This window comes from Paenibacillus sp. PastF-3 (genome assembly GCF_029893135.1).
Classification (GTDB): domain Bacteria; phylum Bacillota; class Bacilli; order Paenibacillales; family Paenibacillaceae; genus Paenibacillus_AQ; species Paenibacillus_AQ nitricinens.
The window spans coordinates 227,205-244,754 of the sequence record NZ_JARXWM010000006.1; the positions used below are offsets into that span (position 1 = coordinate 227,205).

Annotated in this window: 15 protein-coding genes; 3 read left to right on the forward strand and 12 right to left on the reverse strand. The window is 46.2% G+C overall.

Annotated features, from left to right (window positions below; genetic code table 11):
* Nucleotides 1-117 precede the first annotated feature (117 nt).
* The 12 genes from M2444_RS14445 to M2444_RS14500 all read right to left on the reverse strand — a co-directional run bounded on the left by M2444_RS14445 (nucleotide 118) and on the right by M2444_RS14500 (nucleotide 14,151).
* Nucleotides 118-594 (reverse strand): glutathione peroxidase, encoded by a 477-nt coding sequence (locus M2444_RS14445; RefSeq protein WP_094872092.1) that lies wholly within the window; start codon nucleotides 592-594, stop codon nucleotides 118-120.
* A 146-nt stretch (nucleotides 595-740) separates the two neighbouring features.
* The gene (locus tag M2444_RS14450; RefSeq protein WP_094872091.1) at nucleotides 741-1,604 is read right to left on the reverse strand and encodes a M15 family metallopeptidase; all 864 of its coding nucleotides are present in this window, start codon (nucleotides 1,602-1,604) and stop codon (nucleotides 741-743) included.
* A 197-nt stretch (nucleotides 1,605-1,801) separates the two neighbouring features.
* Nucleotides 1,802-3,604 carry a DEAD/DEAH box helicase gene (locus M2444_RS14455; protein ID WP_481857500.1) on the reverse strand — a complete coding sequence of 601 codons (1,803 nt, stop codon included), beginning with the start codon at nucleotides 3,602-3,604 and terminating at the stop codon, nucleotides 1,802-1,804.
* 394 nt (nucleotides 3,605-3,998) lie between these two features.
* Nucleotides 3,999-5,666, reverse strand: coding sequence for an ABC1 kinase family protein (locus M2444_RS14460; RefSeq protein ID WP_280787305.1), 1,668 nt, complete (start codon nucleotides 5,664-5,666; stop codon nucleotides 3,999-4,001).
* Entirely contained in the window at nucleotides 5,667-6,014 is a 348-nt protein-coding gene (locus tag M2444_RS14465) for a phasin family protein (protein ID WP_094872086.1), read from the reverse strand. It lies immediately after the preceding gene.
* A 95-nt stretch (nucleotides 6,015-6,109) separates the two neighbouring features.
* On the reverse strand, nucleotides 6,110-6,748 hold the full coding sequence (locus tag M2444_RS14470) for a ThuA domain-containing protein (protein ID WP_042192549.1): 639 nt from the start codon (nucleotides 6,746-6,748) through the stop codon (nucleotides 6,110-6,112).
* Nucleotides 6,749-6,954: 206 nt separating this feature from the next.
* On the reverse strand, nucleotides 6,955-7,767 hold the full coding sequence (locus tag M2444_RS14475; RefSeq protein ID WP_094877336.1) for a uroporphyrinogen-III synthase: 813 nt from the start codon (nucleotides 7,765-7,767) through the stop codon (nucleotides 6,955-6,957).
* A gap of 118 nt (nucleotides 7,768-7,885) precedes the next feature.
* Nucleotides 7,886-9,883, reverse strand: coding sequence for a methyl-accepting chemotaxis protein (locus tag M2444_RS14480; protein WP_094872083.1), 1,998 nt, complete (start codon nucleotides 9,881-9,883; stop codon nucleotides 7,886-7,888).
* A 228-nt stretch (nucleotides 9,884-10,111) separates the two neighbouring features.
* Nucleotides 10,112-10,507, reverse strand: coding sequence for a Fur family transcriptional regulator (locus M2444_RS14485; protein ID WP_042131422.1), 396 nt, complete (start codon nucleotides 10,505-10,507; stop codon nucleotides 10,112-10,114).
* 91 nt (nucleotides 10,508-10,598) lie between these two features.
* A complete protein-coding gene (locus M2444_RS14490; protein WP_094872082.1) occupies nucleotides 10,599-11,696 on the reverse strand; it encodes a Ger(x)C family spore germination protein in 1,098 nt (365 codons plus the stop codon).
* The gene (locus tag M2444_RS14495) at nucleotides 11,693-12,793 is read right to left on the reverse strand and encodes a GerAB/ArcD/ProY family transporter (RefSeq protein WP_280787306.1); all 1,101 of its coding nucleotides are present in this window, start codon (nucleotides 12,791-12,793) and stop codon (nucleotides 11,693-11,695) included. Before M2444_RS14495 ends, M2444_RS14490 begins: the two co-directional genes overlap by 4 nt.
* Complete coding sequence (locus M2444_RS14500) at nucleotides 12,793-14,151, reverse strand: spore germination protein (RefSeq protein ID WP_280787307.1); 1,359 nt, start codon at nucleotides 14,149-14,151, stop codon at nucleotides 12,793-12,795. The genes M2444_RS14495 and M2444_RS14500 overlap by 1 nt, the downstream gene beginning before the upstream one ends.
* Before the next feature lie 157 nt (nucleotides 14,152-14,308).
* Between M2444_RS14500 and M2444_RS14505 the strand changes: the two genes are divergently transcribed.
* The 3 genes from M2444_RS14505 (at nucleotide 14,309) to M2444_RS14515 (ending at nucleotide 17,415) form a co-directional block, all read left to right on the forward strand.
* The gene (locus tag M2444_RS14505; RefSeq protein WP_280787308.1) at nucleotides 14,309-15,856 is read left to right on the forward strand and encodes an FAD-dependent oxidoreductase; all 1,548 of its coding nucleotides are present in this window, start codon (nucleotides 14,309-14,311) and stop codon (nucleotides 15,854-15,856) included.
* A 110-nt stretch (nucleotides 15,857-15,966) separates the two neighbouring features.
* Nucleotides 15,967-16,686 (forward strand): 3-ketoacyl-ACP reductase, encoded by a 720-nt coding sequence (locus M2444_RS14510; RefSeq protein WP_280787309.1) that lies wholly within the window; start codon nucleotides 15,967-15,969, stop codon nucleotides 16,684-16,686.
* A 411-nt stretch (nucleotides 16,687-17,097) separates the two neighbouring features.
* Nucleotides 17,098-17,415, forward strand: a complete 318-nt coding sequence (locus tag M2444_RS14515; protein ID WP_042131428.1) for an antibiotic biosynthesis monooxygenase — start codon at nucleotides 17,098-17,100, stop codon at nucleotides 17,413-17,415.
* The last annotated feature ends 135 nt before the right edge of the window (nucleotides 17,416-17,550 follow it).

The window sequence follows — 17,550 nt, forward strand, 5'->3', positions numbered from 1 at the left end:
ATTTAAGGCGCCTATTCTATATTCCTATGTAAAAAAAGAAAATCCCGTCGAAGCTCGGCCAAAGACCGAGATCGAAGGGATACTTGTAAAAGAACAATTCATCAGTCCCTAAATAATCTACAATAAGGACTCAATCTGTTCTGACATCGTTTCTGGTGATTCCTTAGGCTCAACCCGAGCGACAACACGGCCGCTACGATCTATAAGGAACTTCGTGAAATTCCAGCTAATGTCGCTGCTGTCTCCAGCACCGGGTTGCTGCTCTTTTAAATAATTAAAAAGAGGGCTGGCGTCCGGTCCATTCACATCCACTTTGGCAAACACAGGAAATGTAACGCCATAATTAATCTGACAGAATTCTTCTGCCTCTTCACTTGTACCCGGCTCCTGACCCGCAAATTGGTTACAGGGGAATCCTAATACTACAAGTCCCTGATCCCCATACTGCTCGTACAGCTTTTGGAGATCTCCATACTGCGGTGTAAGCCCACATTTGCTCGCCGTATTGGCAATCAGCAGCACCTTACCTTCATACTCCGTGAATGACACTTCTTTACCCGAAGGCGTAACACCGGAAAAATTGTAGATCGACATCGTTATTCCCCTTCCTTCCATGTACTTAGACTACACTACGTATCTTACCCGAACTGTAATAGAATGCAACTTATCGAAACTCTCTAACCACAAAGAAAGAAAAAAGCAGCCCTATATATTGCTTAGGACTGCTCTCTATGATTCTGTTATTTGGATACCGGTACAACATCATAATATTCTTCCAGTGTAATATCTTTATCCACGATATAAGTAGCTATATCCTTGCCTACATAACGGATATGCCAAGGCTCATACTTATATCCTGTAATGTCCTGCTTACCTTCTGGATAGCGGATGATAAAACCATATTCCGCTACATGCTGTGCCAGCCACTCCGCTTCCTTCGTCCCACCGAAACAGCTCTCCGCAGCACATTTTCCATCACTTCCTGAGACATCGATAGCAAGTCCTGTCTGATGCTCACTGTAGCCCGGTACGGCACTGTATGTGCGGGCCATTTCTTCTCCGTCTTTCTCTACATAACGATTATACAGTGTCGTCTGGGTTTTCTGAGAACGGTAAGCTGAGACACCAGCCAAATAAATTCCGTCGTCCTCCGCACCTGCGAACATTTTCTCTAAAGCTTTGGCAGCTTCACTGCGCATCATACGTTTTTCAATTTTCTCTTTAAATGTAAACCGTACATCCGGGTAGACAAGATCGGCTGGTTTATAATTATCAGGCAGTCCATACTCCTTATTTACCATCACAGCTATGCTGTCAGGCCCTTTAAAAGAATCATCAGTGCTATTTCCCTTGCCGTTACTATCCGGTTCGGACGGATCAGAGGGATCCGTTGTATTAGATGGATTAGCTACCACTGGGTCTGTTATGCCCTCTTCAGTGCTATTACCATCTTCACCAGGCTTAGCTTGAAGATCATCCTGCACATTTATATTGGAACCGCTACTATCTGAAGCAGAAGGAGAAGGCGTCGTATACTTCCCAATCCCCCACCCAACAGCAATAACGACAATTAACAAGACTAATATTTTTAATTTTTTAGACATCTGCAAGTTCTTCCTCCTCGAAGTCGAAACACTATATTTATCTATTAGACAGGCTTTCCTTCAAAAATGTTACACTAAGATCCTTTTTTAGACAAATATCGCTCAAATCTGCCCACAAAATAAAGTTACCATAGGTGATTAGCTTGTCTGCTAACTTCCCTATGGTAACAAGTTTTAGCTATGAAATTCCACTTACTTTATCTGGATGTGCCTCTGCCGCCGCTTTTAAAGCCGCCGGAGCTGCCACGTCCACCGCGTGAGGAGCCAGAGTTTCCGCCGTTGCGGCCACCTTTACCAGCGCCACCCTTGGCACCACCGTAACCGCCTTTGCTACCTTTTCCACCTTTACCGCCGCCTCTAGACGGGCTTGCACCGTAGCCGCTGCCTAAGCCGCCTCGTGGCGTGCCTCCAACGTAGGCACCACCGTCTGCACCTCTGGCTACGTTCTCGCTGTAGCCAGTGCTTGGTCCGCCCTTGCGGTTCGCAACGCGCGAACCAGTGCTAGGCGCTGCCGCGTTGCCGCTGGCGGGCGCCTCGCCTCTGGAGGCGAAGGCGCCATAGCCGCCGCCTACTCGCACTACGCCGGCAGCCTTGCCGCCGCCCTTTGGAGCGGCAGCGTCATAACCGCTGCCGCCACGCTTGCCAGCCGCCGCATCAGAACGGCCGCCGCGGCGACCTTCTGCAGGCGCACCCCAGCCGCCTGCTTCCTTACCGCGGCCGCGGCCACCTTGCCGCGCTCCGCCTTCGCCGCGCGGAGCTCCGCCGCGGCCAGAGCCGCCGGTCTTTGGTCCGCGGCCCGTACGCGCTGCCTCAGCACCACCGCTTTGACGACCGCCGTGGCGTCCGCCGCTTTGTACTGCAACGAATTCGCCAACGCCGAATTCATCCTTGTCGTAACGGCGACGATCCAGGCGCTGCGATATGCCGTGCTCAATCAAATCTAGTCCATCTTGCTCACGTGGAGAAGTGAACGTGATTGCAAGCCCTTTACCTCCGGCACGGCCTGTCCGGCCGATCCGGTGAATATAGCTATCCACATCAAGTGGCATATCGTAGTTAAAGATATGGGTGATACCTTCGACATCCAGCCCCCGAGCCGCTACATCTGTAGCTACAAGAAGCTGCAGCTTCGCATCACGGAATCTCTTCATTACACCTTCACGTTTACCTTGAGACAAATCGCCGTGCAGCTCATCACAATCATAACCTGCTGCTTGGAGTGCTTCGTTCAGCTTGGACACCCGACGTTTAGTCCGGCAGAAAATAATAGCCAAGTAAGGACGATCCCGTTCAATCAATGCTTTGAGTGCCTCTTCTTTATTACGATCTGAGACTTCTACGACTTGCTGTTTGATATTATCCAGCGGAATCGGAGAACCACTCTTAATAATGATATCCAGAGGCTCTTTCATGTAATTAGCTGCGAGACGTTTAATCGGATCTGGCATCGTCGCAGAGAACAACATCGTTTGACGGCGATAAGGAACAGCCGTAATAATGGTCTCTACATCCTCCAAGAATCCCATATGCAGCATTTGATCCGCTTCGTCCAGAACGAGCATCTTAACGCCACTAAGATCGAGCGTCTCCCGGCGCATATGATCTAGCAGTCTACCCGGTGTACCGATAATAAGATGTCTGCCGCCTTCGAGCTTACGCAGCTGCTTCTCAACATCCTGACCACCATAAACGGCCAGGATTTTGATATCCGTATGACGCGCCAGCTTTCGTGCCTCTTCTGTAATCTGCAAAGCGAGCTCACGAGTTGGAGCCATAATTAGCGCCTGCGGATAAGCTCGCTCCGTGTGGATCTTGTCCATAATTGGCAGCAAGAAAGCTAATGTCTTCCCTGTACCTGTCTTCGCTCTTGCAATTACATCCAGACCCTGCACCAATGGCGGTATTGCTTCCTGTTGCACTGGTGTAGGCTTAACGATGCCTTGACCTTGAAGCAATGTACACAGTAATTCTGAAACACCTAATTCTTTAAATCCCGGCAAATTCTCCACCTCACTATTTTCTCAGTTAAATTTGATTACATCTCTTACTTAACTTCCGTCTTCCAAAGCCCTATTCAGGCAGCCCCTACCCGACTGTCCTTTTGGGGGCGTATGCTTCCGATTCAGCTATATTCAAACAAAAGCGGAAGAACCCCGTCACCGGCATTCTTCCGTCCCATGTATCCCTTGACCCGTTAAAAGAGTGCGGTCAAAGTTCGGTTTCTGGGCAGCAGCGATCCACCGGACGTTTAGACGGCACTCCATTTGCGTTCCATTCCACTTTATACAATAGAAGTAAAGTTAAGCTTAGAAAGTTATCTTTTATATTGTACTTGATAGAACGGCATTTGTGTGAAACTGCAGAATAATAATTATTCTATCCTGTAGTTGTAGGTTAGAACCTTCCTGATTTAAAAATCGCAAAGATCAACCATAAGAACATCAGAAGCGCTACTACGCCGCCAATCTCCACTGTAGGGAAATTCCATAACACTGAAGGCTGACCGCGCATTGCAGTGCCAATAATGAGTCCAACCATGATGATACTGAACGCAAGCATCACAATACTAAACGCTAAGCGGTTCCCAACCCGGTCCAGCTTTCGCTCTAAATTCTTTATCTCAGGTGCCACTACCTCCACCTTTATTTTCCCCTTACTAATTAGCGCGGATAACTGCCTTGCCTGCCCAGGAAGCTCTAGAAGACTCTCCGTTAAATCGGCTACGCCTCCAAGGAGCTTGCGCTGCAATCGGGGACCACTAAATCGCTGCTTCACAAGTTCCCGTCCAAAAGGCTCTGCCATCTCTAAAATGCTAATCGTTGGATCCAAGTTGCTAATGACACCCTCAAGCGTCAGCATCGTCTTACCAAGCATCGTTAGATCCGGCGGAAGGACTAATCGATGCTTGCGAGCAATGCCAAACAAATCATTTAGCGCTTTACCTATGCTCATCTTACTAAACGGAACATCATAATACTCTTCGCGAAGTCGATCCATATCATTATGCAACGCCGTTCGATCAGCATCCTCAGGGATGACTCCGAGACGCAAAATTGCCCGGACCATCGCATCCGTATTCTTGCGCATTAGTGCGATGACAAGCGCAGACAGCTGCTCTTTCATCTCTTCGTTCAGCCGACCCATCATGCCAAAATCAATCAAAGCCAGCTTCCCATCAGCCATTCGTATAACATTCCCGGGATGCGGATCCGCATGAAAAAAGCCATGAATGAAGATTTGCCTTAGCATCATTTCCACGAGCTGCTGAGCGATAACCTTAAGCTTAACTCCGTTACTCAATAACTCATCGCGACGACTCAGCGTAATTCCTACCACATATTCCATCGTCAGCACCCGTGCTGAAGTGTAGTCCCAATAGATATCCGGGATGTATACTCCGTTATAATCCATCTGTTGAGCAATTTTCTCTGCATTGCGGCCTTCTTGGCCGTAATCCAGCTCGCCAAGCAGAGATTTCGAGAATTCCTCTACCATACGGGACAACTGATATTGCCTTGCCCAGCCTAGCTGCTTCTCAGCAAGAGCACTTAGATCTTTGAGAATTTCCAAATCTCTACTCATCGTTCGCAGTATGCCAGGGCGCTGAACTTTAACAGCCACCACCTGCCCACTATGAAGAACAGCTCTATGCACTTGACCGATCGACGCAGCCGCAAGGGGAGTATCCTCAAAGGAATTAAAGATTTCATCCATCCGTTGATCGAGTTCATGCTCCACAATCGTGCGCACGCGCTCCACAGGGAACGGGGGGACATTATCCTGTAGTTTTACCAATTCTTGAATAATAGAATCAGGCAGCAGATCCGAACGGGTACTGGCGAGTTGTCCAAGCTTAATAAAGGTTGGACCCAAATCCTCCAATACGAGCCGAATCCGCTCCCCGAGCGTAAGACTTGTATGAGCTTCTTGCGTTACAAGACGGCGTGGAAGGGATAATAAATGATAGAGCCCCAGCTCCTCCACCATATAGCCAAAACCATGGTGCATAAGCGCCATGGCAATGGACCGGTATCGTCCGGCATGTCTAATACGTACTGCCATTTAGTCCGTACGCGTTTCCGCCGATGTTCCTTCTAGATGGGAAATGCCCTCCAGCTCGGCCAATCGACGCTCCAATACAGCAATTCGGCCTTCCAGCTCATCAATATCACTTTGTGCAGGAACCTTCATTTCCTTTAACACGCGTTGTACTTGTTCTTGTACAACAGACTTGAGCATACCTCGCTCTTCTTCACCGCGTTCAATCAGACGGTCAACTAGGGCCTTAGACTCCGAAGGAGCAAGCTCCCCACGCTTCACTAGTTCCTCAACAACCTTTTCTACTTTTTCCTTACTAACAATGGTGAGGCCCACTCCTAAAGAGATCGCTTTTTTAAACAAATCACTCATAGTACTTCCTCCCAAAGATTCCGTTTCGTTACAAACGGAGTTGATGATTAAAGTATACCTCACTGTGTGCGTATTTCAAAAAAATGCGATATCACTCAGTTGCTTACCGGAATGCGTGCAGCCCAAGTAGCTGCCTGCAAGATCAGTTTACGCAGTGCTGGATGGCGGAAGGATGGCTCATGATGCCCAGGCATAAGGAATACTACTCGTCCTAAACCATAGCTGTGGCACCATGCAGCTGGAAGCCATTGCCCCTCCGATTCATACTGAAGAAGAATAGTCCGATCTGTGAACGGATCAAATTCGAAATGATAAGGCTCTTCATCCAGCTGGAAGTCTTCAACGCCCTCAGTAATGTCATGCTCCAGCACCTTAAAATTCATTGGCTCGTAAGCGGTGTGACCATTAAAGCGGCCCCCGATCAGCTGAGCTAATTCGTTACGCTTCGTCAATGAAGCACCTGTATGAAGAACAATTAGTCCTCCACCACCGCTCACGTAGCTGAGTAGGCCAGCGGTTTGCTGAGGAGATACCGTTTCATTCCATAATTCGTTGTAGGCAATGCATAAGTCATAACTTCCCAAATGCTCAATGCGCATCATTTTTTTATTTTCTGAACACTGAACGGTTAATAAATCATTTAAGATCTCGCTAATTTGTTGGTCCACTCCTTGAAGTGGATGGAAACGGGGATGGGTATAATCACCAAGTAACAGACATTTTCTTTTGTCCATGGGGATCCTCCTCCTTATTCATTGTTATTATTCATCACATGTTGCCTATATTCTAAGGAAAACTGCTGCGAATGTCCATGCAGATGGCAGGTTTACTACTCTTAAGGCATTCTCTTCCGGGTAAAAAAGCATCCCCACCCATTGAACCCGGCGGGAATGCTTCTGTGTGGTAACGTCGATCTTGTAAAGCTGCCGCACATTGTGGGCTAGCGATTCGCCCCCACATATTTGCCCAGCTCTACAATCATACTCCCCATCCGTTCATGCTCAGGCATGATGATACGCTGTACGCCCTCTTCCTTAAGTGCCTCAGAGGTAATACGCCCTACAGAAACAGCAAGCACTTTATCCTCGAAAGACTTCAGCATCTCCTCCAGCTTACCCTGTTCCCGAGCAAATTGAGAGAGGAAACGAAATTGTGGCGCACTCGTAAAAGCCACGGCATCAATCTTACCTTCTATGATTTCTGTAAGCAATCTTTCAAGCTCACCCGGTTCTGGTAGAGTATGACGATACGGCAGCACTTGGCGGGTATTCGCCCCAGCCTCCTGCAGCCATTCGAGCATACGAGGCGCTGGATCGCCGTGCAGCTGCAGTACGACCTCCTTGCCCTGCAAATCCAGAGATTGAAGCCCACGAATCAATCCGATCGTACTTCCGTCGTCGTCACGAACCTCCGGCGTAAGTCCTCTTTTTTTCAAAGCATTCACTGTCTTATAACCCCGTGCAGCAATAATAGAACCAGAAAGGACTTCTAAGAAACGCTCAGCGATATTCAGGCGTTCAGCCGTTTGGAAGAGAGCATCCAGTCCCATGCCTGTGGTAAGGATCACCAAATAAGGCGGATCACTAATCCATGAATTCAATCCTTCCTCCAACGCCTCATCATCAAGAAAGACTGTACCTTGAGCAGGTCGGCATAACGCCGTCCCCCCCATATTTTGCACCAGCTTGGCCATCTCTTCCGATTTGCGCGGACCCGCCAAGGCGACCGTGAACCCTTTCAGTTGCTCTGCCATGTACTATTATCTCTCCTCTCTCCGTTGCCTAACCCAACATTATTGTTTATCAGTATACTTGCAAAGGGCTGCAAAAGGGAAGATAAAAGCATCGTTTTCCTATATGAAATATATATTATTACTTGGAGGAGTGTATTTTAAAGCTACTCACAAGCTTTTGCAGTTCCTCTGCAAGATGGCTAAGATCGGTAGATGAAGATGCCATCTCCTCAACAGAAGCGAGCTGCTCTTGCGCTGCCGTTGCGATGGTCTCTGTATTCACAGCCGCTTCTTCAGAAATGCCACGAATCTCTCCTATAGCCTTCTCCATGTGATCTGATTCCACCAATAAGGTCTGTACAGCCCCACCCATTGCCTCAATCTTCTCTGCGGCACTCTTGACCGCTCTACGAATACGGGAGAAAGAACGTCCGGAAGTATCCACGGCCTCAATCCCTTCGGTTACGCGCTGCTTTGTGTCTTCCATCGTATGGGTCACCAGTGTCATCTCACTATTAATGGCGGTAATCTGCTCAGCAATCAAATGCGCTGATTTCTCTGATTCCTCTGCCAGCTTACGCACTTCAGCAGCAACAACGGCAAATCCACGGCCATGCTCTCCAGCTCTGGCCGCCTCAATAGATGCATTGAGAGCTAACAGATTGGTCTGACGGGCAATCCCTGTGATGACGCCGACAATGCCCTCAATTTGACCGGTCCTTTCATTTAGCTTGTCGATTACACTGCCAAGCTCACCCACCGTTCTATCGATACCATTGATCTTATCCACCACGCTGATGACAGAATCATTTCCTTCCGAAGCAGAGAGTGAAGTCTTGTCCATCATCGCAGAGACCTGCTCCATATATACAGAAATATGATCCACTTCGCTGGTCGTCGCCGCTGTACTTTCCATTCCTTTTCGTACACCAATTACCTGCCGTTCAGTCCCTGCTGCTACCTCCTGAATTGCTATCGTCATTTGTTCGATCGTTTGAGCATTCTGCTCCGCACTGGCAGTTAGCTCTTCGGCTGAAGAGGAGACATTACTCGTCATCTCCTGCACACCTATGATCATCTCGCGCAGGCTGAGCACCATTAATTGAAAGTTCTCTGCTAGCATACCAATCTCATCTTTACGGAAAGCCCCCATGTCTTCGGACAGATCCCCTTTAGCTATCACTGCAGTTGCTTTGCGCAGACGGGTAAGCGGCTTCAGAATAGATTGAATATTAAAATAAACCACGATCAGTGCAAGTAAAACGGAAACTACGATAACAAGCAGCGCTGTATCGCGAATCCCGCTTGTTGCCGAAGTCACTTCATCTATGCTTATCGTACCGCCGATTCTCCAGCCCGTAAGCTCATTCACCATAAACGTCATCTTTTTGTGCGTATCCTTGTAAACATAATCAAAGGTACCTTGTTCTTCCTTGAACATTTCTTTTACAAAATCAGCCGATGATTCCTGCCCAATAACCTCTGTTGGATGAACAAGATATTTCTTGCTGTTATCAAGGATAATAATATATCCTTCCTTGCCAACCTTAGCCGAGGTCAAAGCTCCTAAAGTGGAGAGATTGAGATTCAAGGTAACCACCCCGTCTCCGCTCTTCAGGACCGTTGATATGGCAACTGCCGTTTCCTGATTTACGGTTTGAAAGGCCGGAGAGATCACCACACCCTTCCCGTGCTTCAGAGAATTCACATAAGCACTTTCCTTCCTTGGATCGTAGCCTTCAGGTAGCTTGGCTTCCGAAGCATGGATGGATTCCCCTCTGCTTGTACTAACATAGATGTCTAGAACATCAGGATGCAGCACAGCATATTCCTTCAGTCTGGATTCCATAGAAGCTGCCGTCTGCCCTGTTGCCTCCCTGTTGGCACTCTCAGCAGTGAACTCAGCGGCAAAATAAGAAATAGCATCTATTTTGGATTGAATATTCGAGTTGATGATTTCATTTACTGCCACAACACTTTCAGTAGCATTGCTCACCAGATGATCTTCCACTTCATGGCTGGCAGATTGATAGGTACGCCAACCTATAATGATACTGGGTAAGAGCAGAACTAGTAGGTATGTAAGAATTAATTTGGTTCGGATACTCATACCCGCTTTTTTGTTCATAGTTGTCATCACACTCTCTCTCTTCGAGTCTTAAAGAAGGACTTATTTACCAGACTTACTATATAATTATATATCCTCCTTTGGAACCGATTTTCCTCCTATCTTTCTTCATTTTTCTCATCATTCTTAAGAATTGTCATATAAACGCAACAAAAAGACCGCCTCAAAGAGAGCGATCTACTCAAATAAGCCTATTTCTTATCATTACCGCAGCAAAAGGCTCCGGTTCTTTCATCCCTAGTTCACGTTCTTGTTCTTGCAGTTCGGGCAGACGCCTCCGAATACCACATGAGCATGACCAATCGTATAACCTGTATCCTTGGCCACTGTGTTCATCCAGTCTCGTGGAACTTGGTTCATTACCTCATCAACCGCACCGCAAACCTCACAAATGATATGCTGGTGATCGTCCATGCGGGCATCATATCTGCTGGCAGCCTCACCGAGCTTGAGCTCACGAATCATTTGTTTATCTGAAAGATAACGAAGAGAGTTATATACAGTACCGTATGCTAAGCTATGACCTTGCTCTACTAGCCGGTTCATCACTTCCGCGGCTGTGGGATGGTCATGTGAATTAAGGACGATATCGTAAACGGCTTGACGTTGGGAAGTCAAATTTAGACTTTTCATTGCTATCATCCTCTAACTTATTTTTAGATCAAGTATAAATCGCGAACGTAAGAACGTCAATCCCACTTTTATCCACTGTTTACTCTCTCAGCTACTTAATCAATCCAGAATATTTGATGTCAACGTCAGCTTTGACCTGAAAATCGAGACCCGCATAAAGCCCCTTCCACACTTCCATTTCGGTATCATTATTAAAATGCCTGGCTCCATAGTGCAGACCCCACCCAAATGGATCCAGACCACTAGCTTGAATTTTAGTCAATAACGATAATATATCTTGTTCCAGTTCTCTTCCCCCGGCTGCCGCAATCCCCTCCAACTTACCATTAGTCACCAGATCCGGACTGCTACTTTCTTCGAGAATCCCTCTAATCTTAATATGATATCGAATAGTAGCTTTCCCGTGCTCTGGCGTCAGAATTTTGTAGTCTGAGGACGATCTCTCTGTGTAGTACTGATACATAACTCCCTCTGAATGGGCCGGCAAATTAGTTCGTAAGTTCGAGCGCGACAGCAGATTATATAACCGTGTTTCGTTGGGAGTAAGAACCATTTTAATTTTCTCATTATTAAGCAGAGCAATTTTATTTATTAAAAACTCCTTATCCCCTCTTGCCTCGATAATCGGTAGAATCGGATCAATTCCCTTCTCATAAATATTTCTCATCAGCTGAAAGGAATATACACTAGAAATAAATGGAGACTCCGTGCCTTGTCCACTCATCGCCAGAATAAGAGAATTTGATGGGATCCGCTCCGATTGGGGTCTTACCTGTAGAACCTGAAGTGCTTCCGGACGCCCTATTGCGAAATTAAGAATAAGCTGCATATCTCTACGTCGCACAGCCCAATCCATAACATGTAGAATGTCTTTACGCGCAACCCCCTCCCCCAAAATAATCGATTTACAATGGGAGTAATCAAGCTCCTTTTCCACTCTGGATTTCATTCTACGAAGCGCTTCCGAAATGCTCGGAGACTCCTCAGTCAATATTTGCATCTTCTCATCAATCTTGGTAACATCCCCTTGAGGGATGGCAAGCTTCAAGCTAATCTTAAAATTGCCTTCTTCTGCACCTTGATCAACGCCGATCGCCAGCACAAAAATCCGCAAATCAATCTCCTTGAAGTCACAACCAGAAAGAAGAAGGAATAAGGTAATCCCAATTCCGGCAAGGAATCTTCTCACAGGTTCCCCCTCCTAACTTTGCGATAACAATAAAATAACAGAGCGATGATGAACATCTCACCAAACCAGCGAATTTGCAGAAACCAGGCACCAAACATGTTAAGTTGATATTGATTCAGCCCCATTAAGGACAGAACCATTGCGCTAAACAAGACTAGGATGCTCCACTCTTTCCATTGCTCTGCTTTTGGGGACTGTTTTTTTACAGATGAAACGGCACCTTTAAAAAGCTCTAGACCTCCATGCCAATGAACAATTACACTCACCAGAGATAAACTCAAATAGGCGAAATAAAAAATAAACAGCATCCGTTCAATAATAAAGGATTCCATCCGAATACTATCGGCCGTCGAGAACCATGTATACACATGTCTATCAATTGCAATGGTTCCAAAGTAACCGATGGGGACCAAAAAGGTTAAGAGAAGTACGAGCAGTCCCTCCACCCCTAAAATCCAAACATGCTTTAGCTTCAGCCCATGAAATACCCGATTAAATATAGCAAGGTTTAAGTAACCACTAAAAGAAAAGGTAGCTGCCGAAAGGCTCATTAGGTCCGGCTTATGCCAGAAGTATGTTAAGACCTGCAGAACAGAATCCCAATTGAAGTCCGGATTGGTCAATGCTTTTACGAGGCCATAAATAATTAACGGTAAGGTTACGCTGAGAATGATTTCAAGCCCATACAAGATGGATAGAGAATCGAAACGACAGCAGATGCAGACCAGGACTAAAAAACTGATCACAACAGTATAAGGACTCGAATCCGGACTGATAAACCGCAGCGTGATATCTACAAAAGAAAGTAGCGTAACCCCACCGGCCATACACCATAAACCAGCAAAAAGGAGTAGCAAGGTTCTGGCTAACTTCTTAGGAAGCAAAGCGTAAAATATTTCTGGAAAACCCTCTCCGGGGAACTTAGCAATCAATACAGTAAATATATAAACAAACAAAGTGCCAAAGATCGTTCCAATTAGTATGGATATCAAAGCACCTGAAAAACGTCTGTCTATTAGTTCCCTAGGAACAAAATTAATGATATTAATCAAGCTGTTCATCAGAAAAAGACAGTAGAAATAACGGCTTTTGGCCATCAATATTTCCCGCCCTTCTTCTTACCAAAGTTATCAAGAAAAAACAACCTGAAATAGGGTTGTCCAAAACTCCGTTGATTGCATAAATACATCGCGAACCCCACCACACAGATCACTACACCAACCATTCCTAGAACAGCGGCAGCTATAAGAAAAATGTACTTCAGCACGCGTATCGACAAGCTCATCATATTCAATGGAATCAGAAAATTGGATATTGCAACGGCCGAGACCAATATAATCATAATGTTACCTACAAGCCCTGCAGCCGTAGCTGCTTGACCCAAGATTAGACCTCCGACCGTCGTGGCCGTAGGACCAATCGCCTTGGGAAGCCGTAAACTCGCCTCGGTCAGAAATTCCATCATCATAAGCATTAAGAGCACTTCTACAAAAGATGGATAGGGCACAGTCGCACGACTACCTGAAATGAGCAGTGCAACCTGTACACGAATAATCTCGGGGTTATAAGAGGTAAGTGTTACATAGATCGCAGGCAGCCACAACGTCATGCACACACCGATAATCCGGAGTAGCTTTAAGAACCGACCCACAATAGGAAATTGGATTTTATCATCCATGGATGTAAAGAAATCGTTAAATATGGAAGGCAGCACTATCGCATATCCCGTTGTATCCAGGAGTATCGCTACTTTTCCTTCAGACAAATTAAATACGACTCTATCAGGCCTTTCGGTCACAATGGACTTGGGCAATATTCTCAGACTGTCACTACTTATAAATTTCTCAAGTTCTCCCATTGCCTGTAAAATATCAACCTTTAGGGTACTCATCTTCTCCCTTAATTCCTCTAACACATTATGATCAACACGCTTAGTATCATATAGGATTGCCACCTTTGTTTTGGAGACATCGCCGATGACCATGGTTTCCATTTTGAGATTAGTGGATTGATAGCGCCGACGAATCATGTTCAGATTCACCGCAAGATCCTCCGTTAGCGCATCTGAAGGTCCCTGAGAAATGCTTTCTGCAGACGTTTCACTGACACCACTACTTTCCGTACTCATTGCGTCATAAAAACAAATCACATCATTTATGCTAAGAAGAACATATCCGCTAAGCAAAAGATTGATCGCTGTTTCCTTCGTAGTCTCTTCTTCCGTGCCCGGATACGTCGTAATGTAATCAAGGTAAGCGTTAGTATCGCCCATCTCATAAAATGGTGTAATCACATGGCGACTGAGTGTCTGCGAATCTGTAACGCTTTTAATATAAATTAAGTTGATCTGCCCAAAAGGCGCTACGAGCGTCCTTTCGATTAAATCGGCGAATCCGTCCAATTCACCCTTGATCCATTCCAGAAAAACATCGTGCTTATCCTGTTGAACTGACATGGATCATCCCTCCTATTTATCCTGCGCTTCCCGGATGCCACCTTATTTTGGCACTATTTCTCTGAATTCATGCACTACACATATGAACACAGAGTTTCTTTTAACGGGTCTGTGGTAATAAATGAAATGAGTATTGTATAGATGGAGGGATAATAAGATGGATCCACATCGTAAAATAACGCAAGGTCTCCCGCAATTTCCTGAATCATTATGGAGAGACACTACGGATTTACCGACTTTTCCAAAGCTGACTGAAAATATTACTACAGATGTCGCAGTGATCGGCGGCGGGATTACAGGCATTACTACAGCCTATCTCTTAAGCAAAGCTGGATACAAGGTCACGCTATTGGAGGCAGGGGAAATTCTCAGCGGTACTACGGGGTTTACAAGCGCCAAAATCTCTGCCCAGCACGGATTAATCTACAATCATTTGATGAAGCATTTCGGAAAAGAGAACGCCCTTCTCTATTATCAATCAAATCATAGGGCTATGAATTGGATCATAAATACAGCTGAAGAACTTGAAGTGTCTTGCGGCATGAAACGTGAAGCAGCCTATCTATACGCGGATGCTGAAGATCATAAAACGCTTAAAGAGTTGGAAGAAGAGTATAAAGCCTATGAACAATTGGGTCTGCCCGGTGAATGGCTGGATAACGTATCTATCCCTCTGATGGCGAGCGGTGCGATTAAATTACCAGGACAAGCTCGTTTTCACCCCCTGCAATATCTGAAGGCCTTGTTGAAGGTTATCGTGGAAAAAGGTGGCGTGATCTATGAGCATACGATGATGACGGACAAGGTGGAGAAGAACGATAAGCTTACGCTTTTTACAGAAAAGAATGACCACCGCATCACCTGCCGTTACGCTGTGTCGGCTTCTCATTTCCCCTTCTACGATGGAGGTGCGTTATATTTCTCGCGACTTCATGCTGAACGTTCCTATTGTATGGCGATCCAGCCCGAAACGGATTTTGAGGGTGGAATGTATTTAAGCGCCAGCGAACCAACCCGTTCTCTGCGTGCTGTGGAGTGGGAAGGACATCCTCTGGTTATCGTAGGTGGGGAGAATCATAAGACAGGCCAAGGCATCTGCACGATAGGTCATTATGAGAATCTGGAACTGTTCGCAGGTCACTTGCTGGGCATCAAATCGATCCCTTACCGCTGGTCGGCACAGGATTTAATTACCCTGGACAGGGTTCCCTACATCGGCAAGATTTCAGACAACGAAGAGATTTATATCGCTACGGGATTCGGAAAATGGGGCATGACAAGCGGTACCTTGTCCGCTCAAATCATCTCGGATCAGATTCAGCGCAAAGATAATCCATATACAGAGCTATACGATCCATCCCGCTTCAAAGTTGGCGCCAGCCTAAAGAGCTTCTTCGTTCAAAATGCCAATGTGGCAAAAGAGCTTGTAGCGGGAAAAGTTGAGATCGTCCACAAAAAGACAAGTGACCTGGAGGCAGACGAAGGAGCCGTTGTCTTCCATGACGGCAAACGGGTTGGCGCCTACAAAGATCCAGAAGGTAAACTTCATCTGGTGGACAGAACTTGTACGCATATGGGCTGTGAATGCGAATGGAACGACGGCGATCGTTCTTGGGATTGCCCTTGCCACGGCTCCCGTTTCTCCTATGATGGAGAAGTATTGGAAGGACCTGCATCGGTGCCACTGACGAAGCTTTACGAATAAATTGAGGTCCTTTGGCAGGGGCGGTTGTGAATGCCGTATAGCATTCAGGTATAATAGGACATGAATGAAGCATTAGCTTCAAAAATGTTTAAAGGAGCGTGACGTTAGAGATGGATTTGAGAGGAAAGAGTGTTGTGATTACGGGTGCGGGCAAAGGGATCGGCAAATCCTTAGCCATGGCACTAGCTAAGGAAGGTGCTAATTTGGGCCTGATCTCCAGAACTTCAGGCGATCTTGAAGCGTTAAAATCAGCCTTAACGGAAGTATACGACGTGAAAGTCAGCATTGCCGTAGCGGATATCGCTGTACGCGAAGAGGCTGAACGTGCGGTTGCTTACCTGCAAAATGAGCTAGGAACATTTGACGCATTGATTAACAATGCCGGAATTGCAAAATTCGGCACATTAGTAGAAATGGACCCCGCCGATTGGGAAAGCCATATCCAAGTCAATCTTTACGGGACCTATTATGTAACTCGCGCTGCACTGCCAGCTATGATTGAGAAAAATGGTGGAAATATCATCAATATCTCTTCTACCGCGGGAGAGCGTGGCTTCGCGACAGGCTCGGCTTATTGCGCATCCAAGTTTGCACTGATGGGCATGACCGAAGCCCTCGCACAAGAGGTGCGTAAGCACAACATCCGCGTCGTAGCCTTGACTCCAAGCACTGTAAACACTGGACTAGCTTCCAACGCTGGACTTAAGATCGGTGACGAAGACCGCATGATGCAGCCTGAGGATGTAGCTGAATTGGCCTTAACAGCCTTGAAGCTCCCGGATCGTGTCTTCCTAAAAACAGCAGGACTCTGGACCACGAATCCGCAATAAAACAGAGCTGGCTGGTTCTACGCCAGCCGTACTTTGTGGAGAAGAAAACCTCAAGACTGCTCTTCTCCATCCTCTGATTACACTTTGTGCGATAGAATGCCTCTATACCTCGAACTCTGGATACTATTTGACGTTCGAATGACGTTCGAATAACGTTCGAATAACCGATAGTTGCACTTTGTACATCTATTCAGCGTAAAAAGAGGCTCCGTCACACTTTAATTGCACTCTGTGCAACTAAAAGTAGGAAATTCTCGACCATTGGCCAGATTCATCTAATTTAGTTGCAGAGAATACACTTATTGCTTCTTTTCTAACGAATCAGAGCTTTTAAGTGTATAAAGTGCAATTATATATTCAGCCTAATGTTTATGTATGGATATCACACTACTGAACGGAGGTTTTCCTAACATGCTGGTAGTCACAAATACTATTAAAGTTAAAGAAGGTCATGGTGAAGCCATTGCTCAACGTTTTGGAGGAAATAATGGTGTACAGGATATGCCAGGATTCGTCCGCATGGAGGTTTGGCAAGGAAGTGCCAAAGAAGGTGTTGAGGAATTAAAAATCTGTACCATGTGGGAGAATGAGGAGGCATTTAAAGGCTGGACCTCCAGTGACTCCTTCCGTCAATCACACCGCGGTGCTGGTGGGAATGAAGCCATTCTTGGTGCTTCGATCGACAAATATAAGCTGATGATCAGCCGAACACCTGGCACCAGCAATTAAGTGTAGAGATTGGACGACTAGTCCCAATAGCTATTCGTATAACTTACGTCTACAATTAACAAAAGTACGACTGCCGCGACAAAAACAACAGGGATGCCCTAAGCCGATATGGCTTTGAGACATCCCTGTTGTTTT

What these genes read in the sequence shown, in the direction of transcription:
- M2444_RS14445 (WP_094872092.1), bottom strand. Translation starts at nt 594, where the DNA reads ATGTCGATCTACAATTTTTCCGGTGTTACGCCTTCGGGTAAAGAAGTG.
- M2444_RS14450 (WP_094872091.1), bottom strand. Translation starts at nt 1,604, where the DNA reads ATGTCTAAAAAATTAAAAATATTAGTCTTGTTAATTGTCGTTATTGCT.
- M2444_RS14460 (WP_280787305.1), bottom strand. Translation starts at nt 5,666, where the DNA reads ATGGCAGTACGTATTAGACATGCCGGACGATACCGGTCCATTGCCATG.
- M2444_RS14465 (WP_094872086.1), bottom strand. Translation starts at nt 6,014, where the DNA reads ATGAGTGATTTGTTTAAAAAAGCGATCTCTTTAGGAGTGGGCCTCACC.
- M2444_RS14470 (WP_042192549.1), bottom strand. Translation starts at nt 6,748, where the DNA reads ATGGACAAAAGAAAATGTCTGTTACTTGGTGATTATACCCATCCCCGT.
- M2444_RS14475 (WP_094877336.1), bottom strand. Translation starts at nt 7,767, where the DNA reads ATGGCAGAGCAACTGAAAGGGTTCACGGTCGCCTTGGCGGGTCCGCGC.
- M2444_RS14480 (WP_094872083.1), bottom strand. Translation starts at nt 9,883, where the DNA reads ATGACAACTATGAACAAAAAAGCGGGTATGAGTATCCGAACCAAATTA.
- M2444_RS14485 (WP_042131422.1), bottom strand. Translation starts at nt 10,507, where the DNA reads ATGAAAAGTCTAAATTTGACTTCCCAACGTCAAGCCGTTTACGATATC.
- M2444_RS14495 (WP_280787306.1), bottom strand. Translation starts at nt 12,793, where the DNA reads ATGGCCAAAAGCCGTTATTTCTACTGTCTTTTTCTGATGAACAGCTTG.
- M2444_RS14500 (WP_280787307.1), bottom strand. Translation starts at nt 14,151, where the DNA reads ATGTCAGTTCAACAGGATAAGCACGATGTTTTTCTGGAATGGATCAAG.
- M2444_RS14505 (WP_280787308.1), top strand. Translation starts at nt 14,309, where the DNA reads ATGGATCCACATCGTAAAATAACGCAAGGTCTCCCGCAATTTCCTGAA.
- M2444_RS14510 (WP_280787309.1), top strand. Translation starts at nt 15,967, where the DNA reads ATGGATTTGAGAGGAAAGAGTGTTGTGATTACGGGTGCGGGCAAAGGG.
- M2444_RS14515 (WP_042131428.1), top strand. Translation starts at nt 17,098, where the DNA reads ATGCTGGTAGTCACAAATACTATTAAAGTTAAAGAAGGTCATGGTGAA.